Source organism: Bacillus sp. FSL K6-0268, from assembly GCF_038005425.1.
GTDB classification, from domain to species: Bacteria; Bacillota; Bacilli; order Bacillales; family Bacillaceae_G; genus Bacillus_A; species Bacillus_A thuringiensis_S.
Genome location: NZ_JBBOTF010000001.1, coordinates 675,722 through 700,578 on the forward strand (window position 1 = coordinate 675,722; position 24,857 = coordinate 700,578).

Genomic DNA, 24,857 nt, shown 5'->3' on the forward strand with positions numbered 1-24,857 from the left:
TTCCGTTCATAATAAGAATGCTTACTTATACATTTATTTTATAAGGCAAACACTACTTAGGAGGTTTTCGATGCGAAAGAAAATTTGGTTTATATGCCTTGCATTATTTATTACTATGATTTTCACTTCATGTAATGCAACAAATGCAAATTCGAAAGGAAAAATTAAACTTGGTGTAACAAGTTGGAAAGAAAATATTGCAACTGCAAACATGTGGAAAGTTTTATTAGAAGAAAAAGGCTACAAAGTTGAGCTTATGTATTTAGAAAAAGCCGCAATTTGGACTGGTGTCGCTCGTGGTGATGTTGATGCGAATTTAGAAGTATGGCTACCCGTTACGGATAAGCCGCTAAACGATCGTTATAAAGATGATATTGTCTTAAAATCAAAATGGTACGAAGGTACTGGACTTGGTCTAGTCGTACCTTCCTATGTGAAAAATATTAACAGTATTGAAGACTTAAATGCTCATAAAGATGAATTAGATAATAAAATTGTCGGTATCGAACCTGGTAGTAGTCTTATGAATTTAACGAATAAAGCAATGAAAGAATATGATATAAAACTAAAACTTGTCCAATCCTCAGAAGCTGCGATGATGAGTGAATTAAAGAAAGCATATACGAAAAAGAAACCAATCGCTGTTACGCTTTGGAATCCGCATTGGGGTTTTTCAGAATTTGACTTAAAATATTTAAAAGACCCTAAGAAAGTATATGGTGAAAAAGATGACATTTATTACTCCGTTCGTAAAGGTTTCGAAAAAGATCACCCAGATGTTATAAAATACTTTGATAAATGGAAAATGACCGATGAACAACTTGGTACGTTAATGGTCATGTTAAATAAAACAAAAGATCCTGAAGAAGCTGCGCGAAAATGGATTAAAAAAAATCAAGCATTAGTTGATGAATGGGTAAAAGATTAATAAAAAGGCTAGAGAATTAACATATCCTCTAGCCTTTTTCATCTTATTTTTTCGTAACAACATCATCTACAATTCCATATTCCTTAGCTTCTTCTGCGGTCATAAAATAATCTCTTTCTGTATCATGCGCTACTCTTTCAATCGGTTGGCCTGTTTTTTCTGCAATCATTTTATTAATATCATGCTTTAACTTTAATATCCTTTTTGCTGTTATTTCAATTTCTGTTGCTTGCCCCTGTGCACCACCAAGCGGCTGATGAATCATAATTTCACTGTTAGGGAGCGCAAACCGTTTTCCTTTTGCTCCTGATAATAATAACAATGCACCAAATGATGCCGCAAAGCCCATGCATAGCGTTTGTACATCTGGTTTAATTAAATTCATCGTATCTAATATTGCAAAACCTGCTGTCGTTGAACCTCCTGGGCTATTGATATATAAATATATATCTTTTTCTGCATCTTCTGCTTCTAAAAATAATAGTTGAGCTACGACACTACTCGCTACTTGATCATTAATTTCTGAACCGATAATAATAATGCGGTCTTTTAATAGCCTTGAATATATATCATAGGAACGTTCTCCTAATTTTGTTTGTTCTACTACATATGGAATTGCATTCATTTTAAATCCCCCCAATACTTGTTATGCAACGCAAAGCATACAACTGTAGGAAGAAGGTTCTTTTACACTAAATAATAAGACTGGCTGTTTAGATGGTAACTTAGTAAAATCTATTGTCGGAAGAAGTTTCGTTAACAATTCCGGTCTTTCCTCACGAATAGACGTTACAACAACTTCAATATCCTCTGTGAATTCGACTATCTCGATCCCTTCTTCACTTACAGTTTTCAGCCTATTTCTACTCCGAAATAAAGAAGCTTTCACTGCACCTTCTGATACAGAACACAATTTAGCAATATCAGCGATACTATATTGAAAAACATCTTTTAATAATAAAATTGCGGATTGCTGTACATTTAATGAAGACAATACTTTCCCTACCATTTCATGCAAATCTGCAATGTTCTCATGTGGTTCTTCAACAGTGATTTGTTCTCTTATTTTTTCATGAACAGACTTAGACTTCATCTGATCTAACCAACGATTTCTAGCTATTTTATAGACGAGTGTCATACAAATATCTTTATTTCTATATTTTTGAAGCACTTTACACACCGTTTCTTGGGCGAGATCTTCCCCATCCCATTTGTTTTTCGTTAAAAAAGTACAGTATCTTTTTAGCTCTCCATATTGTTCAATTAAAAAATTTATATTTGAATGATTCATATCGATATGATTCTTTAAAACATGAGTTACTTTTGTGCACAAAATAACCACTCCTTTTCAGCGCTTACTTAATAAACGATTCTACATTTAAAAAAGTTACGGGGGGTATAAAAAAATAATGTTTATGTTCAAGAATTCGCGGTCATAAATATGTTATGTACAATTTTACGTGAGGAGGAACAAATTTGCCAAAATTAACAATTGAAGGTGCGGGAACTTTTGATGTGAAAGAAGGAACAAAGTTAGTATTAGCAATTGAAGATAGCGGTGTCAACATTCTCCATCGTTGCGGCGGGAATGCACGTTGCACGACTTGTAGAGTAGAAATACTAGCAGGTGATTTCTGTGAAGCGAGTGCGAATGAGAAACATGCAATGACGGAAAAAGGGATTGAAGATCATTTACGATTATCTTGTCAAATGCGTGTACATAAAGATATAGTCGTTCGTCCGGTACTTACAGTTGAAAATTCAAGTCTTGATGCTGGGCCACGTCCGGCGGAGTAAAGCGATGAATTTAAAACAACTCGCTGGCGAATATGCTGCTAACTTTGTAAATGATGGTATGAAGATTGGGCTTGGTACAGGTTCTACTGTATATTGGACAATACAAAAATTAGGTGAGTATGTAAAAGAAGGATTATCATTTCAAGCTGTACCGACATCAAAGGAAACTGAAGCATTAGCACAGCAACTAAATATCCCCCTAATTTCGTTAAACGACGTACAAAGTCTTGATCTTACAATTGATGGAGCGGATGAAATTGATTCAAATTTACAACTTATAAAAGGCGGTGGTGGTGCATTACTTCGTGAAAAAATCGTTGCCTCTTCCTCTAAAGAACTAATTATCATTGCTGATGAATCGAAACTTGTAACACATTTAGGTAATTTTCCATTACCTGTTGAAATCATCCCTTTTTCATGGAAACAAACCGAAAATAAAATTCAGTCTTTAGGGTGTCAAACACATGCCCATCAACTTAAGAGAACAAATAAAATGAAGTTCCCTTCAAAATAGCTACCAATTGTTCATCATATTGATTATTTCTAAAAGCACGCACACTAAATAAACTCTACCGAGTTTTATTTTTAAAACTATGCAGCTTTCTTTTGTTCCCTAGCTATACTATACTCATAATGAACACCCATGATATCAAAGACCGTTTTCTTCTCATATCGATGAGATTTCCGTCCGTTTTGTTGTAGAAGGTGGAACAGACGAATTAGAAGCTTTGTTATCTCTTGGGTGTTTTTCTGTATGGCTTGATAGAGGAGAAATAGGTGATCTTGAATCATTCCTATCGCTTTATATTCACTTAATTCTATTTGTTTCTTCTGTAACAAAAGTTGGCGCATTTTAAATATAGTAGAAGAACATAAAAAAATAGCAATTAGTTTTCCATATAAGTGGCACTCTATTCTTTCTCGTTTGACAGTGCGACAATGATCTATATCAAACAATGATTTCCACGTTTTAAAAACAATTTCTATCTGCCAGCGTAATGTATACAATTCATGTACTTGTTCCATCGGAACCCATTCCCAAGGTGCATTTGTCACATATACATTTAATCCTGCTACTAATTTACTTTTCTCTGAATAGGTTCTATGTTTCAACTTTTCTTTTTCTGCAATTTTTTTCAAGCGTTTTTGTAATTGTGCTGCTGTTAAACGATGAAAAACGAGACGTGAAAATAACTGCTGTTTATCTCCAATATAAGCTTGCTGGTATTCTATTGTTTCACCTGGTTGGAGTTGATTCAAAATTTGCATGACATTGATTTGTATGTATTCTGATTGCTTTTTAATGGTACCATTTTTAAAGTACTCCGGACTTGGATTTTTTACATATACGTTCGTATTTAACTTTAACCTCGAAATATAATATGTCCCCCGTTGATCCATTTGGTCTAAATCTTCTAATGAGAAATACCCTAAATCACGAATACATAAATCGCCTGGTCGTAACGTATCTAAACATTCTGTTCCGAATGTTTTATCATTATTTTTTCCAGGTCCCACTTGAAAATTGAGAAATTGGCCACTATGTAAGTCATATTCTAATTGAATTTTGATCCCAGCTGTTTGCGCACAACCACCTGAACCAGGATATATATGTTCCAAAGTATTAGGTACCTGAAACATAGTGGCATCCATGATGCGAATACGTTTAAAATGAGTATAAAGTTGGCTAGAAATGTGCGTTTGCTCGCAGACTTTTTGTTGTAACAACAAAGAAAAGATATGTTTTAAAAATAACACTGATTTTTCATTAAATCGTTTATTTAAGCCCTCCGGACTAAGTACAGTACCTGTAACTGCGTGAAGCCTACTACATAATCGTACTAAAGGATCACTGGCCACCCTTTGGCTAATCCAAATACAAATGGTAGCTAAATCTGCCCCCGAAAATTTGCGCTTTCTCTTTACAAATTTCATCTCTCTTGCGAGTTCTTCCAAAAAATCAGGTGTGATATAGCGCTGTAATTCTTCTGCAAATGGTTGTAACTCCTCTTGAATCGAGAGATTCATAAAAAAACGTCACCCTTCCTTATAGTTTATTAAGAAAGAATAACGTTTTTTTTGTACTTGGGGGTAGTAAAAAGGCTTAAGTTGATGGGCATGGGTGTCAAACAACATTACGTTTGAAAAATAATGAAACCTATATAACCGATAACAATAACATGATTATCGATTGTATATTCTCTAATCATATTTCTAATCCTGCCCATTTACACACCCAATTAAAAATGATTACTGGTGTAGTTGAAACAGGATTGTTTATAAGTATGACGAGTAAAGCAATTATCTGCACTAAAAATGGGATAAAGGAATTGTAATAAAAGCTGACTTTTTAAAGTTGGCTTTTTAGTATGTTCATCTTCTCTTAATAGCACTTTATTATGATATACTATGAAAACACAAGCTGATTACACTAGAAAGGACTGAACATTTTGCAATCCAAACTTATAACAGAACTTACTGATTTAGAAACTGCCTTTCACATTCGAAAAGAAGTATTTGTAAAAGAACAAGGTGTCCCTCTTGCAGATGAATTCGATATATTCGATGAAATCGGAGAGCAATGTAAACATATTTTAGTTTATTATCATGAGTTTCCTGTAGGCACAGGGCGTATACGATTTGTTGATGGTGTCGGAAAATTAGAACGTATTTGTATTTTAAAAGATTATCGTACATACGGATTAGGTAAAGTTATCATTCAAACGTTAGAAGAAATTGCTCGTAACGAACAAGTTACAAAAGTGAAGCTACACGGTCAAACACAAGCTGAAGGATTTTATAAAAAATTAGGCTATCAAACTTCTTCTGATATATTCATGGAAGATAGCATTCCACATATACTTATGACGAAAATGTTATCATAATAGAAAGGTGACTATATTGTTTATTCATATAGTCACCTCTCTGTATCTTATTCACTTGAAAGTCTCTTTAGTGAATATTCCAATGAAAGAACTTTTAACTTGAAAGCAAAGAACCTAGCATACATAGTCTTAAAACACCCTTAATGAAATTGGCATTCTCTAGTTTTCTATTCGCACTATATTCTGTTTGCTTTCACTTTAAAAAGAATATTTTATTAAACTCACTATGAATTGTTGTCTAAAATCTCTTGTCTTTCTTCTCTTATTTGACCGATTAATGAAACTACTGAACCAACCGCTTGAATCCAGCTCCCCGTAATCACTATAATCTGTCCATCCTCCTCATTTCCTTCCGAAATTTCTTCCACTTTATCCCGACTAGCTTTCAATTCATCTATTCCACCTATTGCCTGTAATGAATTTCCAGTCGCTTGTAACACATTCCCAACAATGTTATACGATTCATCTATGTCGGAACTATCCTCTAATTCACCACCTATTGATGTAATACCACCTAATGCTTGAATCCAATTCCCTGCAATCACTACTTTTTTTTGTGTATTATCTTCAAATTCTATAATGAGTCCTGTTAAAACCGTTACATTACCAATTGATTGGATTTCATTACCGATTTTTTCAAGAGATATTTCCCCTTGTCCATCAGCTTCTAGGCCGTTCCCTGTTGCCTGTAATACATTCCCCCATACGTTTAAATCTCTTCTTAATTCGTCATTCAATTTTTTAAAAGGTGTACTACCAACCGCAGCAATAATTGTCCCTACTGCAACAAACCAAGCACCAACTATCTCCTTAATCGGATCATCCATTTTCAATCTATCCCGTCATTAATTTACTACTTACAGGATATGAATTTATGCATCTCCATGTTAATAGCCTACTTCTCTCCATTTGAATAAAAATCAATATTTCTTTAATATTATAAATACATCTAGTGTGACATCCCTGTTTGCCGTTAGCTTTTGCTAACGGCTCATTTATTTTTTTCTTGCTTCTCGGAGAATTCTCTAAATACGTTTCCCAATACGTACACATTCTTTATTCCTCCTCGAATACAATACATAACTCAATATAATATCTATATATCGATTAGTTAAACTTGGCTAACTGCTCCTTTATTTATAGTAAAATTAAATTTCTATAATTTTTTTAAAAATCCATCTCGACATCCATAATTCCAAACATTTAAAATCAAAAATATAATTTTATCATCACAGGAAAATTTTCTGAATAACTTTCTTGTTAAAAAGTTTTCACCTTAAAATTTGACAAGCATATGTTATTGAATGGAGATTCTCCATTCATAAGATTCTTACCTTTCTTATCTAGAGCACACTTTAATGTGTGCTTATTTTTAGTTAGAAACTACAACATTCTCAAATAGTATGCATATCAAATTGTTTTTTCAATTATTTTCAAGAGCGGATATTATTCTTTAGTACAAGCACTCTTTCCTTTTAATTAATACTATATATTGATATTCCAAAGAAAGGAGAGCAAAATAATTATGGCTAATTATTTTTATAAAGATGGTAAAAAATATTATAAAAACCAATCGTATTCGAACGATCAAAAAAATAACTGTTTTATTGAAACTCATACGATAACTGGTTCTGAAGAAAATGCAAATGGAAATATACCTTTATCTGTTTTCCTTGAAACCACCGCTCCACAAACTGTATTTGAGGATTTCACAAACAATCATAATAAAACATTAATTCAGTTATTCGTTGTCGGGATGAGTGCACCCGTTCAAGTAACTATTCTAACAAGAAAATCTAGCCGCCCAATTACTACAACATTACAACCTGTTCAAACAAAAATATTTCAAGTTGAAGATTTTCAAAGTCTTACTTTTACGAAACAGGAAGGCCCTACTAGTATAGTTAGTTTATTTGTGCAAAAAACATTTTGTATTTGCTGTAACGATAATAAAGATTCATGTGATGAATATCATCAAGATTGTAATTAATAGATTAACGCACCAAAAGAACCCGTTTTACAAAGGGTTCTTTTTATTTCACTCCATACATTTTCAAAAACATTTTAGAATCATACACAACGATTTTTCTATAAATCTCTCCTTTTCCCGCTATTTTATTAAAATAACACTTTAGTTTAATTAATTACGGGACTTATCATCATTGAATGAAGGGAAGTAAAATTTAGAAAAAAAGACGACGCTGAATATGATGTGCACCCCAATTGTTAGACACAATTAACAATTGGAGGTGTATTTTTTTATGGGAAAGTTTTCTCCTAAAGAAAAGATACAGATAGTAAAACAATATTTTAATGGAATAGATGGTGGAAAAAGGCTTGCTAAATCTCTAGGGATTCATTCTAGTGTAATTTATCAGTGGATCAAACAATATGAGGCATTTGGAGAAAAAGCTTTTGAAAAACGCTATACAACTTATTCGCTTCAGTATAAACTAGATGTGCTTAAATATATGGATACGCAAGGGACATCTATTAGAGAAACAGCGGCAATTTTTAATATTTCCTCTCCTGAAATAATTCGTAGATGGAAAGTAGCTTATGATTCAAATGGTGTGGATGCCCTACGTTCAAAGCGGAAGGGACGTCCAGCTATGAAAAATAAGAAGGTTAAGGTGCAACCCAAAAAAGATACAGTGCTAGTTGAGGGGTCTATAGAAGCACTACAAGCAGAAAATGAACTTTTACGTATGGAAAATGATTATTTAAAAAAGTTAAATGCCTTAGTTCAGAAAAAGAACAAATCATAGATCAAGACAGAGCACAGGTAATTTATGAATTAAGGCACGAATACAAAATCATCGATCTTGTGAAAATCGCTGGTATTGCCCGCAGTACGTACTATTACTGGATTAAACAAATGGAACGTCCAGATAAATATAAGAACATTAAAGAATTAATCCAAGAGATTTTTGAAGAGAATTATGGTAGATACGGTTATCGTCGTATCACATTAGAATTACGTAACCGTGGATATATATTAAACCATAAAACAGTTCGTCGTTTAATGAATATTATTGGATTAAAATGCATGGTTCGTATAAAAAAATACCGTTCATATAAGGGAGAAGTAGGGAAATTCGCAAAGAATATTTTGAAGCGTGAATTTAATGCATCTAAGCCTAATGAAAAGTGGGTAACAGATGTCACTGAATTTCATCTCCATGGTAAAAAACTATATTTATCTCCTGTTTTAGACTTATATAACGGGGAGATTATAGCTTACAATATAGAAAATAAACCTGTGTATTCACTTGTATCAAAAATGCTTAATAAAGCCTTTACACGCTTAAATGATGGAGAAACTCCTATTCTTCATTCAGATCAAGGATGGCATTATCAGATGAAGATATATCAACAATCACTAAAAAAACATAAGGTTATCCAAAGTATGTCCCGTAAGGGAAACTGTTTGGACAATGCAGTCATAGAAAACTTCTTTGGCTTATTAAAATCTGAATTATTCTATCTTAAAGATTTTGAAAGTATGGAGCATTTTAAGATAGAATTAGAGAATTATATTCATTATTATAATCACAAAAGAATTAAAGTGAAGTTAAATGGAATGAGTCCAGTACAATACCGGACTCACATCCAATCAGTCGCTTAACTTCTTTGTCTAACTTTTTGGGGTCAGTTCAACAGGACGGCTCTTATTTTTACTTTACAAATGTAACATATTCACCAGAAACCCATTGATTTCCACCAACATTATACCAACCATCTTTATATCCAAACGATTGATATTTTGCACCTTGGTACACATTTTTCACAATACCGTAATTTGTTCCTGGTCCGGTACGAACACGCAATACATCCGCTATTATAGTAACTACGCCTACACCATCGTTTGATGATTGTGAAGTTGCGGGTACATTTCCTCCCGTATAACGAATATATGATGGATCGTTATAAATCCACTGATCGCCACCTAAATTTAACCAGCCATTTGATTGCCCAAATACTTTGTAGGACTCTCCTTTCCCTAATTGGCGAATAACACCATATCCAGTACCAGGTCCTTTTCGTAAATTTACATTGCTACCGTTAATATAAGCTACCCCTACACCATCATTCGTTGGAGGAGGAGTCGCTACGTTTTGAGAACCTTTTCCAAAAGTATCCGTTCCATACCCTTTGTAGTTATATTGCAAATGCGGACTATCCACAAATCCTTTCCAGTCACCGCCCCATTCAAAGCCAATTTGTTTAGCATAACGAATTGCTGATGCCCACGGTTCTTTATTATAGCTATTCCAATCTTCTGTACCATTCGACTGAATTGGAACAAAATCTAATGCTTGTCCTACTAAGTGATATGAGCGCATCGTTTGCGATGCTCCTTTACGAACATATTCACGTTGTCGCTCGACCGTACGGATTGTTTCGTAAATTAACACTTCAATACCATTGTCAATGCAGTACTGATACCACTTAAAAGCGGCAGCTTTCGTATTATCCGCTAATTTATTCAGATTACTTACATTTCTATTGTGATATTTCAATATGCAACATCTCCTTTTCTATTATCATATGCAAAATTCGTCTCATGGGTTGTACATATACCTAGAACGATATGAAGTACAAATACATAAGAAGCCAATTCATCTAAAAAGGTTTTCACTTCTAGCTTCAAACTTTGTAAACTGAAATCAAAGCAATAAAAAACCACAACCTAGGTCTTCCAGTTGCGGTTTTTGGTATTTTCTTTTGATATGATACATGCCTTCTTGCATTGATAATCCTAGTATACAGGTTGTGTAAATTTTCCCTTTATGAATAACACTACTTATTCATGATTTTTCAAATCCAATATTGAATGTAAATGATCTGGATAATTGGTAAACATCCCGTCGACTCCCCATGCAAGTAACTTTTTCATATCATTTTCATTATCTACTGTAAATGGATGAACTTCTAATCCACTTTTCTTTATTTTCTTTACATAATCTGAATCGATATATTTGTAATTCATACCAAGACCTATGCAGTACATTTTATACTTTTCTATCTCTAATTTTGTTAATTGAACTGCTTTTTTATAAGGTAATAATTGTACTATGGATATATTACTATTTAAGCTATGAATCTTTTGTAGACTTTCTTCACTAAACGATTGAATAATAACTTTATCCTGTATTTCGTAGTAATTAATAATTTCTAATAATTTTTCTTCCATTCCTAAATATTCATCAGGTGATTTTGTTTCGATATAATAGTTCGCGTTATGCCCAAACGTTTCAATAATTTCTTTTAATGTTGGGACTTTAGCATTTTCAAATTCTTTCTTTGCTAAGTTCGGATATTTTTCATTAAAAAAAGAACCTGCATTTAGTTGCTTTATTTCTTCTAATGTATGCTCTTTCACTAGCCCAGTACCATTTGTTGTACGATTTAAGGTTTCGTCATGCATAGCCACTAAATGTCCATCTTTTGTCATTTGGAGGTCAATTTCTATATAATCTCCATTCATTTGTTGTCCTAATTTATATGCTGCTATTGTATGTTCAGGTGCGTACGCAGAAGCACCTCTATGTGCGATATTTTTTATATGATTTGATTGATTAATAGCTTTAGTATACTTATGTTCATTTATTTTCTGAAAAACAAAGATACTTATTACTATAAAGGCACAAATTATTGTAACAAGATATATCTTTTTCATAACGATTTATAAGCTCCTATATAAAGACGATTTAACTAGAATGATTTACTCAATTAAATGTCGATTTTCCAATACAGTCATTTTACCGATAGCTTGAAATCCCGATTTTTTATAAATATTGATTCCATCGTGTGAAGCTTGTAATACACAATAAGTATTTTTAAATTTTTGTGCTTCTTGCAGAAGGAAATTGAACATAGTAGATCCGAATCCTCGTCCTCTCATTTCTTCTTTAGTTGCTATGTCATAAATACCAATACTATCTTTTGAACATATCAATGAACCAACAGTTACGACTTCACCTTCATAAAATCCTAAAAATAGTTTCATATTCTCACTGTTCCATAAATCAAGATTAGAAATTTGATTATAGAATGCTTGTACATGTATACCTTCTTCTGATGTGCCGAATAGATTAGCTAATGTTTCTCCAAATTTTTTTATTTTTCCAGATGAAGATGCTTCTTGAATTGTAAAACTTACTGGCATGTTTATTGGTGGAGAAATTGTTTCTAAGTCTGCTACCATCGCAATATTCTGTTCCGCTTCTTTTAAACCGATTTTAATTAACTCGCTTTTTATATCTCGCTCTTGCTCCTCATCCCATAACCAAATACTCATTGGAAATTTTTTTTGATTATAGTAGAATACCTCCTTATATAATTTCTCAATCCCTTCCGTTAAATTATTATTTAGTAGAGTAATAACATTGAATGTATCGGCAGGTAATCCGCAATCAACAGAAATATAATCTTTCGTTTCTTTTACACTCATTCCGGGCACAAATTGCGCAACATATGAAGTTTTAAACACAAAGTTATCTATTAGTAATTGTTTATAATTCATCAATAGTTCTCCTTTTCATAAAAAGTACTACTCGAATCCTTCTATATTAAATATAACATATTAGAAATTTACCTTTTTCTATAAAAAGTACTTCTTTAAATTGTGCTCTATAGTTTAAAATAATTAAAAATGATATAACGTTGTCGGAATGAAAAAAGTGGTATATAATAAATATTAACATTACTAGTAATTATTTTAGGTATTCCTAGAATAAAGGAGCGATACATATGAAAATTACTATTTATTTCGGAAGTCATGAAGATCAAGATGTTCGTACTATGGACTGTCATTTAGATGTAGAAGATACAGAAGAGATTGTTTCTGTATCATAATATAAATAGTTAGGATAAACCCTATTCCTTACAGCGTTTAAGGCACCTTTTATAAGGTGTCTTTTTTGTTATATTTTCATCAAAAACCCTTTACTTTATAGCGTTTTAATAGTAAAATATAAACATACGAACAAATGTTCTTTTTATTTTAAACGTACATGAAGGGATGATTTTAACAATGGCTCCATTAAAGCGCAGAGGAAGAAAAAAGCAAGCACCTATTATTTCAAATACAGGCTTTATCGGCTCTGTCTTTATTGATACATTGGAGTTACAAAAGAAATCCTATTATTTCGCTCGTAAAAAACTTCAAATTGTTCATCACGTATTAGATGGTCTCTCTGGAGCAACAAGTGCTTTATTTAAAGAACATAACATTTCAGCATACATGTCATGTGTGTATTTACATAAACAAAAGAAAATTGGTTTTGTTCTTTCAACGAAACCATTTGAACAAAGTGATGGCGTTGCTTATTTTGTAAATTATTTAATCGAAAAGAATTTTTACGGCGACCATGACGAAGATGTAGAATATCAAGAAGTATTTAATACAGGTTTTATCGGTGTAGTATTCGCTGATTTGTCTAGTATAGATCGCTTTAATTTCGAGTTTGAAATGGGTATGCTAACGAAATTAATGAAAGATATGATTATTCCGGTTAAAGAACTCTTTTTACGCCATAATGTACCGGCTTACATCTCCACTTCTCATTTAGAAGAACAAAACAAATTAGGTTTCGTTCTCTCTGTAAAGCCATATGATGAACGCGCTGAAGCTGATTTATATTTTGAAGCGTATTTAAAAGAACGAGGATTATTTATTGGTGATGAAGAAGATGATATTGATAAAATTGTTATTAGAAAAACAGCTGAATTACGATAGAAAAGCGCAGGATGCTGATCCTGCGCTTTTTAAGTTACGTTAAACACTATAATCTTTTGAATGAATTTCTAAATTTAACTTATTTGTTAAAATTTTATTCAAAGTAAAAAATACAATCCCCCCTGCAATGGGAAGCGTGTAGGCTGGAATGAAATTTAATAATAGTCCTGATATTGCAAGTGCTATTGGCTGCATTATTTTACCTAAGCTTAATCCAATACTAAGAACTCTTCCTCTATATTCTTCAGGAATCTCATTTTGCATGAAATACATTAAAGGAATATCAATTTGTGCTATCATAAACCCTAAAAAGAACATAATCATGCAATACGTAGTAACATATACCAAATTATTTACTACAATAGATTTAAATAAAACAGGTATTCCTGAAACTATCATAAAAATTGCCAACATAAAACTTATTTTTTTCAATAGATAAGAATAAGAAAAACAATCAGTTATCTTTTTTACTAATATTGCACCAACTATCATACCTATCGGAAAAGTCCCTTGAATCATACCAAATTGCTTAGAACTAAGATTGAGAACTGTGTTAATAATGTATGGCAACGGAACAGTTACAGCAAAGCCTAAAAAGAAATTAAGTGAAATTAAAATACTAAAAGTATTTTTTAAGCTTTTCCGCTCCAATAAGTAAGAGTATCCCTCCTTTATATCTTCAATAAAATTAATTTCTCTAATTGAACATTCCTTATTTATGTTTTGCTCGCACAATTTAAAGTTTATAAACAATATGGATATAGCCGAAAGGATAAATGAAATACCATTAATAATTATAAAAGTTTTCATATCAAAGACTGCAAAAACAATGCCCCCTAACATAGGCCCTAAAATTAAAGATATAGAATCGATAATTTTACTTATAGAATTAATACTCATTAACCGTTCTTTAGTAACCATATTCGGTTTTACGGCCTCTAATCCTATTCCAAAAAACGTTGTAAATACTGTCATAAGAAAGGTAGTAGTATAAATGATGAATAAGTTTAATCCATAATAGCTGCTTAATATATAAACAGTTATTAATAATAATCCGCTTAGTAAATCCATACAAATAACCAGTTTCTTTTTATCAACCTTATCAGCAATGACACCGGCAAATGGATTCATAACAATCATTGGAATCGTTCCTAATATGAGCGAAATTGCAAAATTTAACGCAGATCCGGTTATTTGTAAAACATACAATCCTAATGCAAAACTATAAATAGAGCTACCAAATAGTGATACTGTTTTTGCAATTGAATATAAACTAATATTTCTTAATTCTTGATTGCTTTTTTTATTTTCTATATGTAATCGTAAACTTCCCATCACTTTTCCCCCTGCCTAACTTTGTGTTACGTACATTGTAAGTTCTTGGGTCAACCCAATAGCAATATGTACTATTTGAAAAGTTTTAAGGGAAAATAAATAAAAGATGGGGTTAACCCCACATGCCCATCAACTTAAGAGAACAAATAAAATGAAGTTCCCTTCAAAATAGCTACCAATTGTTCATCATATTGATTATTTCTAAAAGCACGCACACTAAATAAACTCTACCGAGTTTTATTTTTAAAACTATGCAGCTTTCTTTTGTTCCCTAGCTATACTATACTCATAATGAACACCCATGATATCAAAGACCGTTTTCTTCTCATATCGATGAGATTTCCGTCCGTTTTGTTGTAGAAGGTGGAACAGACGAATTAGAAGCTTTGTTATCTCTTGGGTGTTTTTCTGTATGGCTTGATAGAGGAGAAATAGGTGATCTTGAATCATTCCTATCGCTTTATATTCACTTAATTCTATTTGTTTCTTCTGTAACAAAAGTTGGCGCATTTTAAATATAGTAGAAGAACATAAAAAAATAGCAATTAGTTTTCCATATAAGTGGCACTCTATTCTTTCTCGTTTGACAGTGCGACAATGATCTATATCAAACAATGATTTCCACGTTTTAAAAACAATTTCTATCTGCCAGCGTAATGTATACAATTCATGTACTTGTTCCATCGGAACCCATTCCCAAGGTGCATTTGTCACATATACATTTAATCCTGCTACTAATTTACTTTTCTCTGAATAGGTTCTATGTTTCAACTTTTCTTTTTCTGCAATTTTTTTCAAGCGTTTTTGTAATTGTGCTGCTGTTAAACGATGAAAAACGAGACGTGAAAATAACTGCTGTTTATCTCCAATATAAGCTTGCTGGTATTCTATTGTTTCACCTGGTTGGAGTTGATTCAAAATTTGCATGACATTGATTTGTATGTATTCTGATTGCTTTTTAATGGTACCATTTTTAAAGTACTCCGGACTTGGATTTTTTACATATACGTTCGTATTTAACTTTAACCTCGAAATATAATATGTCCCCCGTTGATCCATTTGGTCTAAATCTTCTAATGAGAAATACCCTAAATCACGAATACATAAATCGCCTGGTCGTAACGTATCTAAACATTCTGTTCCGAATGTTTTATCATTATTTTTTCCAGGTCCCACTTGAAAATTGAGAAATTGGCCACTATGTAAGTCATATTCTAATTGAATTTTGATCCCAGCTGTTTGCGCACAACCACCTGAACCAGGATATATATGTTCCAAAGTATTAGGTACCTGAAACATAGTGGCATCCATGATGCGAATACGTTTAAAATGAGTATAAAGTTGGCTAGAAATGTGCGTTTGCTCGCAGACTTTTTGTTGTAACAACAAAGAAAAGATATGTTTTAAAAATAACACTGATTTTTCATTAAATCGTTTATTTAAGCCCTCCGGACTAAGTACAGTACCTGTAACTGCGTGAAGCCTACTACATAATCGTACTAAAGGATCACTGGCCACCCTTTGGCTAATCCAAATACAAATGGTAGCTAAATCTGCCCCCGAAAATTTGCGCTTTCTCTTTACAAATTTCATCTCTCTTGCGAGTTCTTCCAAAAAATCAGGTGTGATATAGCGCTGTAATTCTTCTGCAAATGGTTGTAACTCCTCTTGAATCGAGAGATTCATAAAAAAACGTCACCCTTCCTTATAGTTTATTAAGAAAGAATAACGTTTTTTTTGTACTTGGGGGTAGTAAAAAGGCTTAAGTTGATGGGCATGGGTTAACCCCATCTTTTTCCGAAAAATGAATATGTATAAATTTCTTCTCCTTGAACAAAGAAATCCTCGTACCTTCCCCCTCGTATCAAATAATTTGAAGTACTTTCATCAATAGATTGAAACTGTAAATTTTCGATTTCTTTTGTTACTTTTGCAGATGTAAAATTCTCTCTGAGTCTAGGTGCAATTTGGCTATTTATACTAAATTTATTAAATAAAATAAATGAACTTAATAAATAACAATTGTGTTTAAAAAGGGAATTTAATTCACACAATAAGAACTCCTCATATTCAAAACTATAATTACTTGTACCTGATTGATCGATTACAATATCAACAGAATTATTCTGAATAGGTATGTTTAGAAAGTCGGCACAGATAAATACAATATTTCTTTTCACATTTCTTCTCTCAATTACATCTTTTAAAAGTAAAAGTTTATTCAAATCTCGATCAACAGCAATATATAAACACTCTTCCGGTAGTTCTTCATAAATATTTCGTAAAAAGAACCCAATACCAGACCCTAAATCAAGTAGTATTTTTTCATTTAAATCTAATTGCATTAGTTTCTTTTTCGCCCATTCTCCTCCTCTTTGAACATTTTCCAAAAAAGCAGTATCAGTTTCATGAATATAATCCGAAATAGAATCTTCAAGTGATTTCTTTTCATACGCTTTCACTGAGTTGCCAGCTGTTAAAACCCCTGAAATAATCGTGTATTCTTCACCACAATTACAAATTAACTTTCCCTCAATAATTTGATTCTTATTAATAATGCCATCTTCAAGAATTAAATTTCCGTTACACTTAACACATTTAAATAAATGAAGTACTTTTAAATCTACCCCTAAAATTGAACTCGAAATTTCAGTTTCTATAGATAAATTATGTAACGCTTCCTTTAATTTGCATTTTCGTTCCTCTAAAGTTTTTATTTCTTGTTCAATCTTTTCATATTTTACTTTAAATAAAGATTGATAAAAATTATCCTTTTCATAGTCTAAGGATTTCCCTAAATTTTTATAAAGAAACAGTTCTTTAATTTCATACAAGCTAAACCCTAGCCATTTGTACTCTAATATAAGTTCTATATCCTTTTGACAATACTCGTCAAAAAAATAGTGACTTCCTTTTTTCTCGGGAATAACGAGTCCGAGGTCCATATAATGTCTAATCGTATCTACACTTACATTATTTACTTCTGCAAACTTACTGATTTTCATCCTAATCACTACCATTTATATATTTGTTTATACATACTTCTTTATTATTTTAAAAAATCCTTTCATCTGCCTATACAAAATTATTTATGCTATGAAAAAGATGTAATTAATTTTAAAGTTTCGCCACATACCCATTAAGCTAAGCTTATATAAGCTTAGCTACTCTTTTTTAATCTTGAATTTAAAAAAGAGTAGCAGGTAGTACGTTTATGTCTATATATCTAAAAACTGTGAGTTCATGGATGAATTTAAAACTGCGGCGTAAGTACTGCAGTTTCTTCCTTTTTCATTGAGTTGAAATATGTAAAGTTACGTACTTTAACTGTAGCGGACTTGTACTACGCGTTCATATAAATTTTATAGACGTTAAGGATTTTGTTTTATGGGAAGTGTTCTTGCTATGGAATCGGAATTGTAAATATAGATGAACGTGATTCAAATCAAAAAAAGGTACTCCTAGAAGTACCTTTTTAACTATTCTATATGTGCGAACGTTTTCAAAAATTATTGGATATAAATTGACGTACGCATTGTATTAAATGGCGCGTTTATAGATGTTTTTTGGTATTCAAATGTTCCTTGTTGATGTCCAGACGCATCCCATTTGTAATACCAGCCAACGATTGGTTTTCCGCCGATTATTGTGGATCCAATACTTTTTACATTAGAACCATTCATTTTAGTAAACGGATTTTGACCGTATCCCATCTCTTTCGTTGTAATATATAAGTATTTTCCCCCGTGGTTACGTGTTGTGCTAAAGCTGTTTTGGTTAATTGTTTCTACTCCGCCCAGCTCAGACTCTACTTGTACGACGTTTAGTGAAGTAAGTGGTGCTGCTGGTCCAGCTGAAGCTTCTGTTGCCATCCCTAATCCGACGAACGCTGTGATTGCTAACGATGAAATCCCTAGTGCTGCTTTTTTAAACATAAAAAACATCCCCTTCCATCTATTGTTTTTTCTTTCATTGTCAATATAATCCTAATAATCTTATATGTAAATAGATTGTAACTGTAGAAATAAAAGGTAGAATATTCTGATTTATTAGCATTTAAAAATATGACTTCAACTTTTTTCGTTAAAGATAGTCATCAATCTCTAACTACCTAATGACCTCAAATAAACGCTATTCAAGTCATTTTAAGAGGTACAAAAGACCTTATAGTATATAAGGTCTTTCCCAACACTCTGAAAAAACCCGTGAATGATTCACGGGTTTTACTTTAATAACTAATTGCTATTGTTCCCTCACCTGCATGAACCGCAAATGAAATTGGTAATGGATATAATTTGAAATCCATTTCGGGGAATGCTTGTTTAATATCTGCAATCCATTCTTCCGCTCCAGCTTTATCGTTAGCATGGAACATATGAAGTACTTTTGGTAATTCTTTTTCAAGTTCATTTTTAATATATTCTCGACATTTTTGGATTTTACGAACTTTCTTTTCAAGTAAAAGCTCTCCACCTTTTACTTCTAGTATTAAGTTCACACTTAATAAACTTCCAAGTAAAAATTGAATACCCTTTACACGACCACTCGCATATAAACCTTTTAAACTCTTTGGGAATACATGAAAAGGTCTTCTTTTTTCATCTACTAATGTTTTGTGTATATCTTGTAAAGTCATACCATCATTGTATAACGATTTCGCTTTTCTAATTAATTCATCCATTGGATAACTTGTTGTTTCACTGTCTAATACAGTTAATGGAAAACCTGCCATTTCTGCAGCTAACTTCATATTTTGATAGGTTCCACTTACTTTTCCGCTAATAGCAACTGCAAATCCTTCTTCATATCCTTCTTTGCATTTTGTAAACAACTCTACCATTTCCCCAATATTAGGTTGTGAAGTAGTGACTGTTTTACCTTCGTTTAACGCATTATAAACCCGTTCACGTACACCTTCTTCACAATCTTTGTACGAAATTCCATCAATAATAACTTCGATTGGGATAACAAAGTTATCTCCTTCTGTTTTAAAATTCGCAGTTGTACTATCAGTAATCCAAGCAACACGCTTCATGTTGTTCCTCCCTTAATTCAATTCCTCTTTTCTAATTTTTCTATATATTTATGTTATAAAAAGAGAATATCCCTGTAATAGTAACAGGACTTTATTATTTTGGCTATAGTAGATGTATATTAAATGTGACTATTTCTTGTCTATTCCACAAATAAAAAAGAAAATCAAGGAATTTGCTCGATTTTCTTCTTATTCATATACTATTTAAAAGTTTCATTATCTAAAATTACAACATAATCATTCGTTAATCTTCCTGCCTCTTTTGTATAACTAACAAGCCTTTGTATATTATCACAGCAAATTTTTGCTCCCCATACGAGTAACGGTACGCCAATAAAATCGATATGGAACCTTCTAGAAAACAGACCACCAAAAGTCATTGGTAAAGGTACGGTTGGTGATGTATTAGAAAAAATAATTTTTTCATGACTTTGATAATGTTTTTGCAAGATTTCTCCTAAATGCTTCATCGCTGGTACAACAACTTTTGATGCGCCACATCCAATCGTATATACAGGATGACCGTTTTCGTCTATTCCATGAAAAATAATTTTTCCCATATCTTCTGTTTTCAATTTATTAAAGTAATCTACATTCAAAATTTCTTCTTTTGTTAACTTACGATCCGTTGGTAATTTATTTAAATGATATGCTGCAGCTAGTGATGTTGTATGTGTACCGCCGAAGTCTGTGTAAATGTATATCATATTATCATCCCTTGTTGTAAAAGTTCAATGTTATTTAGTATTACCGTTCGCAACAATGTTAAACAAGGGATGCATGTATTTACGCTTTTTGTGTTAATTCATTATATTTTTTCCAAATATAATAACGTCTACTAATTACGGTGCCTAATGTAATACATAAAAAGGCATTTGTTACAACCATTAGTGTCTGGTGCGTGCTACCAGAAAACATACTTTGTTTAATAATAATTTTTGCTCCTAAAATAACAAGAAGAATTATTGTACTTACCCAATTTCCTTTCCGTAGTACATGACCCGTTTCACTATCTAATCGAAATGTTAAAGCTTTCCCCCGTATAATTCCAATACCTAAGCCAATTCCAAGCATTACAAAAAACAGTAGTCCTTGCAGCAAAGTTATTTGTCCCATACGAATAATGGACTGAACTGTTACAAAGCACAACAAAGCCGGAATGAGCCAAATACGGTTTATTTTCACTTTTCGTTCTTTACTTTGCATCAAAACAATAATAAGAACAACAAGTAAAATATCCATTTAGAATCCTCCTATAAACTTGTTTATCTTTAAAGATTATATTCTCCTCTTTTCATTCCATAATTGAAATACAATAGCTACTTTCAAGTGTAAGATGGAAAATGTGAGTTCTCATCAGCCTTAAGCATTATTTATAAAAATAAAAAGACGTACTTTTTACTCGTACGCTTTTAATAACTTGTTTAAACTCCTATTTATCAACTAATTCCACACCTTTAGAATTAGTTTTACCCAACAATCGAATGTTAAATTTATTAATAGCTTTTAAAAAGATATTATAAATACAATATCCAACAATAGAACCTATAACATTACAGATCACATCATCAATATCAGTAATACGTCCCACTCCACTAAATAAAGACTCAATTAATTGTAGCAATTCAATACTAACTGATATAGCAAATCCTAATAAAATATTATTTTTGAATTTCGTATATTTATCCCATAAGATTGGTGCTGAAAATCCTAAAGGCATTAATAATAAAATATTCCCGCCTACATTTCTTACAATTAGACCAATCATAAACAGGGCATCCCCATCATAAGCACTACCAATTTGATTGATGTCTTTAATAATTGATGCAAATGGTATTATATTGACCGAGCGATTCAGATTTTCAACATTAGAAGGAAAACCAATTGGTAAAGGGAATAAAGTTACTGCAACAACCATACAAATGTAGACCACGAATAAAAAACTTATTATTTCTTTCCACCAAATCACATGTTTTTTATTTTTGGTACCAATTAATATTCCACGTACAATTAAATAACAAATAACCCCTAAAATAATAAACAAACTACCGTTGATCATATACAAATTGCTAACACGCCCTTTCATATGAATGAATAATTAAAATTTACAACTATATAGTAATGTTTTCGAATTCCAAAATCTATATAATTGTATATATTTTTATGAAATTATAAAACCCTTTATTTACTAAATAAAGGGTTTCTCGTTAACTAAAATATTTTTCAAAATAGAAACTATCATGAACCCGTTTAAATTATTTTTGTATCTCTTCTTTAATATCCATATAATTAAAAAGCTCTTTCTATTTCTGTCATTAATTTTTCGGGTCCTGCCCCTTTATTCGATGGAATAACTAAAGTGATTCCTAATTCTGGATATATAGACGAGCGAAAACTGACGCCTGGATCATATCCCATTATATGATATTTGAATACCTTGTTTTCTCGTGTTTCAATCCATATTCCATAGCCGTAAGACTGTTTATCATTTACTTGAATGTGGGGAGTTAAAAGTAACTTTGTATATTCCTTTCCTAAAATTTCATTATTAAATAGTGCCGCCCAAAATTTCAGCATGTCTGGTGCAGTAACATATGCACCTCCATCAGCTCCTCCTTTTATTGGTATAGAGTAGGCGTTTGTTCTCCAATTTTGGTTAGTTTCATCCTTTATATATCCTAGTGCTGTATGTCTTGGTAATCTATCTAAAGAAAAATAGCCAGAATCATTCATACCAATTGGATTAAATATGTTCTTTTCTATATACTCCGTAAATTTAAATCCCGTCTGTTCTTCTATTATTAATCCGAGTATGATAAAACCTGCATTGTTGTAGTGAAACTTACTTCCAGGTGTAAACATCATATTACTGTTTTGGAATAATGGTAAAAAATCTTTTAAGCTCTTTAATAGATACATAGGTGTTTGTTTCCAAAGATCTTCGAAGTTATCCATAATACTTTCATCAAAATAATCTGGTATACCAGCGCTATGCGTTAGTAGTTGATGTATTGTAATATCTTCATCAAAGTTTGGAAATTTTATCTCTAGACAATCTTTTAATTTTGTATGAAAAGAAATAACACCTTTTTCAACAAGTTGACAGATGCCAATTGCAGTGAAAATTTTACATCCTGAGGCAATGCCGAATCTTGTTTGTATCGTATTGCTTATACATTCACTTTGGTTTGCGTAACCCAATGCTTTTTCATAGACTAGGTTTTTTTCTTTTTTTACTAAAACTACTCCAGAGAAATCTATTTCCTTTTGTATTTCTTTTACAATTTTATTAATCTCATCTTTTGTTTTTATCACGACAACCACCCTTATCTTTCCAAATTGTTCTTTCCCCTTATTAATTTTTCCATATAAAGGGGAAAGAACCCTCTTATTGAATACGATAAATTGTTAATGAGAACACAAAGTTTATTTCGAATTTATCCCGCATTAACGGACAGTAAGACCCCCACCTCAAAATTCAGTGGAAGTTAAGCGGGGGATGAACAAAACCCCCACTGATTAAAGTTTCACTTTATTGATTCAGTAGAATACAACTTAGATTGCAATGGGAATAAAGTAAACACACACAATACGATAGTGATAAATAACATTATTAATGACCCTACAATAACTACAAGTTGTATAGAAATGAACTGAGTCGCAACACCAGATAATATTGTAATAAAAATTGTTACTAACGCAATAATAAGCCCATATATACTCCCGATCCGTCCCATCATATGAACAGGGATGTTATTTTGGTAAAATGTATAAAATCCTGTATTTGCATATGCCATCGAAAAAGATAAAATAAAGAATCCAATAGCAGCTATTAAAAATACATTTGAAAAGGCATAAATTAAATAACCAATTGCGATGAATAATGATCCTATTCCAATTAGAAATGAAGGTGCTAATTTCTTTGACAAAATTGTATTTGTTATGGCACCTAATATATAGCCTGCACCAGCTATACTAACTAGAAAACCGTATTCACTATCTGTTAGTAGTAATACCTCTTTCGCAAACGATAGTTCAAGTGAATCAGTAGCAGTTGCTAATACGAACATACTTTGAAATAAAAAATACACATATACGACATACACATGTTTTCTACTAAAATTTATAACAGTGCTCCAATCTTTTTTTAATACTGTAAGGGATAATGTATTACTAGTTGTATCCGAATCTTTTTTCTTATCAAGGTTGGGTAAAAGTAATGTAATTAATCCTGATAAGAGAAATGCTATAGCATTCATATATATAGCGAATTCTGGTGTACCCGCAATTAATAATCCCCCCGCTACTGCTGGTCCAATTAGTGATGCACCAGATCCTATTAAACTACGTAGTGAGTTGAAACGTTGTCTTCGCTCTACTGGAATTAATTTCGTCATATACGTCATAGCAGTTGACTCATAAATTGCACTGGCCATACTTATAAAGAATACGAATACATAAACAATCCAAAGTGACGGAAGTAAAGGTAAAATAGCGATAAATAACGCACGATATATATCGAGGTGAATCATTAACTTCCGTTTATTTAAACGATCAATCATACTCCCAGACCAAGCGTTTGTAAATAAAGTGGCTAATGGTTTTATTACATATAAAGTAGCAACAGCTAAGGCTGAGCCACCCATATTATAGACAAGTACATTCAGTGCTATTAAGTAAATCCATGCCCCTAAATTCGCAATACCAATTCCGGACAATAGTAATAAAGGATATTTCCAATCTTTAAGTAAGTTTTTCATTTTTGGCCCCCGCTTTCCAAATTGTTTTACAACAATAAAAAAATCCCACCCCCAAGACTTTTAATCTTAGGGACGAGATTATCATCGCGGTGCCACCCTAGTTTGTTAATATGTCACCATACTAACCTTATCAGGTACTGCATTCTCATTCATGCTTATACCATAGCTCTATAACGGGAGCTCCCGTCACACCACCCCCTTCATAACAGGTTCCGGTGTACTGCTCAGAGGCTTGATTCAATAAAGAATTTTTACTCCTTTTCAGCTAAATGGAGCTCTCTGTGAAAAATTCATTTTATTTACTATTCTCTTCACTGCATTTGATTTTTTCCATATTATCACAAATGATTTTAACTGTAAATAAAAAATAATC

The 24,857-nt window shown here is 32.1% G+C and carries 25 protein-coding genes, 1 pseudogene and 1 other annotated feature; of the genes and pseudogenes, 8 read left to right on the top strand and 18 right to left on the bottom strand.

What is annotated here, in order from left to right:
• The first annotated feature begins 70 nt into the window (after nucleotides 1-70).
• Nucleotides 71-928 (top strand): glycine betaine ABC transporter substrate-binding protein, encoded by an 858-nt coding sequence (locus tag MHI28_RS03460; RefSeq protein WP_001227626.1) that lies wholly within the window; start codon nucleotides 71-73, stop codon nucleotides 926-928.
• Between the two features lie 43 nt (nucleotides 929-971).
• Here the strand turns inward: MHI28_RS03460 and clpP are convergent, their stop codons facing one another.
• Nucleotides 972-1,553 carry an ATP-dependent Clp endopeptidase proteolytic subunit ClpP gene (gene clpP, locus MHI28_RS03465; protein ID WP_000991620.1) on the bottom strand — a complete coding sequence of 194 codons (582 nt, stop codon included), beginning with the start codon at nucleotides 1,551-1,553 and terminating at the stop codon, nucleotides 972-974.
• A gap of 21 nt (nucleotides 1,554-1,574) precedes the next feature.
• Nucleotides 1,575-2,261: an RNA polymerase subunit sigma-70 gene (locus MHI28_RS03470; RefSeq protein WP_000337517.1), complete on the bottom strand. Its 687-nt coding sequence runs from the start codon at nucleotides 2,259-2,261 to the stop codon at nucleotides 1,575-1,577.
• 143 nt (nucleotides 2,262-2,404) lie between these two features.
• Between MHI28_RS03470 and MHI28_RS03475 the strand changes: the two genes are divergently transcribed.
• Nucleotides 2,405-2,725 carry a 2Fe-2S iron-sulfur cluster-binding protein gene (locus MHI28_RS03475; RefSeq protein ID WP_001125391.1) on the top strand — a complete coding sequence of 107 codons (321 nt, stop codon included), beginning with the start codon at nucleotides 2,405-2,407 and terminating at the stop codon, nucleotides 2,723-2,725.
• Nucleotides 2,726-2,729: 4 nt separating this feature from the next.
• Nucleotides 2,730-3,239 (top strand): ribose-5-phosphate isomerase RpiA, encoded by a 510-nt coding sequence (gene rpiA, locus MHI28_RS03480; protein ID WP_340827613.1) that lies wholly within the window; start codon nucleotides 2,730-2,732, stop codon nucleotides 3,237-3,239.
• Nucleotides 3,240-3,316: 77 nt separating this feature from the next.
• On the opposite strand, the gene MHI28_RS03485 is transcribed toward rpiA, so the two are convergent.
• Nucleotides 3,317-4,753, bottom strand: a complete 1,437-nt coding sequence (locus MHI28_RS03485) for an IS4 family transposase (RefSeq protein ID WP_199665201.1) — start codon at nucleotides 4,751-4,753, stop codon at nucleotides 3,317-3,319.
• Between the two features lie 92 nt (nucleotides 4,754-4,845).
• Between MHI28_RS03485 and MHI28_RS03490 the strand changes: the two are divergent.
• Nucleotides 4,846-5,061 (top strand): annotated as a pseudogene (locus tag MHI28_RS03490) (ribose-5-phosphate isomerase A); the annotation flags it as partial.
• A gap of 114 nt (nucleotides 5,062-5,175) precedes the next feature.
• Nucleotides 5,176-5,610 carry a GNAT family N-acetyltransferase gene (locus tag MHI28_RS03495; protein WP_001190875.1) on the top strand — a complete coding sequence of 145 codons (435 nt, stop codon included), beginning with the start codon at nucleotides 5,176-5,178 and terminating at the stop codon, nucleotides 5,608-5,610.
• 224 nt (nucleotides 5,611-5,834) lie between these two features.
• Here the strand turns inward: MHI28_RS03495 and MHI28_RS03500 are convergent, their stop codons facing one another.
• Nucleotides 5,835-6,437, bottom strand: a complete 603-nt coding sequence (locus tag MHI28_RS03500) for a DUF6944 family repetitive protein (protein ID WP_000342605.1) — start codon at nucleotides 6,435-6,437, stop codon at nucleotides 5,835-5,837.
• A gap of 7 nt (nucleotides 6,438-6,444) precedes the next feature.
• Complete coding sequence (locus MHI28_RS03505) at nucleotides 6,445-6,663, bottom strand: hypothetical protein (RefSeq protein WP_000337734.1); 219 nt, start codon at nucleotides 6,661-6,663, stop codon at nucleotides 6,445-6,447.
• A 472-nt stretch (nucleotides 6,664-7,135) separates the two neighbouring features.
• On the opposite strand from MHI28_RS03505, the gene MHI28_RS03510 reads away from it, so the two are divergent.
• Together MHI28_RS03510 and MHI28_RS03515 are read left to right on the top strand one after the other, a co-directional pair.
• A complete protein-coding gene (locus MHI28_RS03510) occupies nucleotides 7,136-7,600 on the top strand; it encodes a hypothetical protein (RefSeq protein ID WP_000024965.1) in 465 nt (154 codons plus the stop codon).
• 271 nt (nucleotides 7,601-7,871) lie between these two features.
• Nucleotides 7,872-9,238 (top strand): IS3 family transposase gene (locus tag MHI28_RS03515; protein WP_327947199.1). Its coding sequence is split into 2 segments (ribosomal slippage): nucleotides 7,872-8,334 and nucleotides 8,334-9,238, totalling 1,368 coding nucleotides; the frame shifts between segments, so codons are not numbered across the junction.
• Nucleotides 9,239-9,287: 49 nt separating this feature from the next.
• On the opposite strand, the gene MHI28_RS03520 is transcribed toward MHI28_RS03515, so the two are convergent.
• From MHI28_RS03520 to MHI28_RS03530, 3 genes are all read right to left on the bottom strand, one after another.
• On the bottom strand, nucleotides 9,288-10,133 hold the full coding sequence (locus MHI28_RS03520) for a M15 family metallopeptidase (RefSeq protein ID WP_000873744.1): 846 nt from the start codon (nucleotides 10,131-10,133) through the stop codon (nucleotides 9,288-9,290).
• Between the two features lie 284 nt (nucleotides 10,134-10,417).
• On the bottom strand, nucleotides 10,418-11,293 hold the full coding sequence (locus tag MHI28_RS03525) for a glycerophosphodiester phosphodiesterase (protein ID WP_000725654.1): 876 nt from the start codon (nucleotides 11,291-11,293) through the stop codon (nucleotides 10,418-10,420).
• Nucleotides 11,294-11,338: 45 nt separating this feature from the next.
• Nucleotides 11,339-12,139, bottom strand: coding sequence for a GNAT family N-acetyltransferase (locus tag MHI28_RS03530; protein ID WP_001107084.1), 801 nt, complete (start codon nucleotides 12,137-12,139; stop codon nucleotides 11,339-11,341).
• A 510-nt stretch (nucleotides 12,140-12,649) separates the two neighbouring features.
• Here MHI28_RS03530 and MHI28_RS03535 point away from each other — a divergent pair.
• Complete coding sequence (locus MHI28_RS03535; RefSeq protein ID WP_000035353.1) at nucleotides 12,650-13,354, top strand: hypothetical protein; 705 nt, start codon at nucleotides 12,650-12,652, stop codon at nucleotides 13,352-13,354.
• Between the two features lie 39 nt (nucleotides 13,355-13,393).
• Here MHI28_RS03535 and MHI28_RS03540 read toward each other — a convergent pair whose 3' ends face one another.
• The 10 genes from MHI28_RS03540 to MHI28_RS03585 form a co-directional block, all read right to left on the bottom strand.
• A complete protein-coding gene (locus MHI28_RS03540; RefSeq protein WP_000535182.1) occupies nucleotides 13,394-14,689 on the bottom strand; it encodes an MFS transporter in 1,296 nt (431 codons plus the stop codon).
• A gap of 249 nt (nucleotides 14,690-14,938) precedes the next feature.
• The gene (locus tag MHI28_RS03545; RefSeq protein WP_199665201.1) at nucleotides 14,939-16,375 is read right to left on the bottom strand and encodes an IS4 family transposase; all 1,437 of its coding nucleotides are present in this window, start codon (nucleotides 16,373-16,375) and stop codon (nucleotides 14,939-14,941) included.
• 95 nt (nucleotides 16,376-16,470) lie between these two features.
• Nucleotides 16,471-17,694, bottom strand: a complete 1,224-nt coding sequence (locus tag MHI28_RS03550) for a MerR family transcriptional regulator (protein WP_000703286.1) — start codon at nucleotides 17,692-17,694, stop codon at nucleotides 16,471-16,473.
• 504 nt (nucleotides 17,695-18,198) lie between these two features.
• Entirely contained in the window at nucleotides 18,199-18,624 is a 426-nt protein-coding gene (locus MHI28_RS03555) for a DUF4879 domain-containing protein (RefSeq protein ID WP_000472921.1), read from the bottom strand.
• Between the two features lie 293 nt (nucleotides 18,625-18,917).
• Entirely contained in the window at nucleotides 18,918-19,724 is an 807-nt protein-coding gene (locus tag MHI28_RS03560; protein ID WP_000831922.1) for a DegV family protein, read from the bottom strand.
• A gap of 200 nt (nucleotides 19,725-19,924) precedes the next feature.
• Nucleotides 19,925-20,431, bottom strand: a complete 507-nt coding sequence (locus MHI28_RS03565; protein WP_000639423.1) for a DUF3189 family protein — start codon at nucleotides 20,429-20,431, stop codon at nucleotides 19,925-19,927.
• 79 nt (nucleotides 20,432-20,510) lie between these two features.
• On the bottom strand, nucleotides 20,511-20,966 hold the full coding sequence (locus MHI28_RS03570; RefSeq protein ID WP_000353715.1) for a DUF1453 family protein: 456 nt from the start codon (nucleotides 20,964-20,966) through the stop codon (nucleotides 20,511-20,513).
• Nucleotides 20,967-21,156: 190 nt separating this feature from the next.
• On the bottom strand, nucleotides 21,157-21,789 hold the full coding sequence (locus MHI28_RS03575; RefSeq protein ID WP_000281840.1) for a VanZ family protein: 633 nt from the start codon (nucleotides 21,787-21,789) through the stop codon (nucleotides 21,157-21,159).
• 224 nt (nucleotides 21,790-22,013) lie between these two features.
• Nucleotides 22,014-23,039, bottom strand: a complete 1,026-nt coding sequence (locus tag MHI28_RS03580; RefSeq protein ID WP_000598055.1) for a serine hydrolase domain-containing protein — start codon at nucleotides 23,037-23,039, stop codon at nucleotides 22,014-22,016.
• A 212-nt stretch (nucleotides 23,040-23,251) separates the two neighbouring features.
• Nucleotides 23,252-24,484: an MFS transporter gene (locus tag MHI28_RS03585; protein WP_000793320.1), complete on the bottom strand. Its 1,233-nt coding sequence runs from the start codon at nucleotides 24,482-24,484 to the stop codon at nucleotides 23,252-23,254.
• A 65-nt stretch (nucleotides 24,485-24,549) separates the two neighbouring features.
• Nucleotides 24,550-24,808 (bottom strand) — a binding site (T-box leader).
• Between the last annotated feature and the right edge of the window lie 49 nt (nucleotides 24,809-24,857).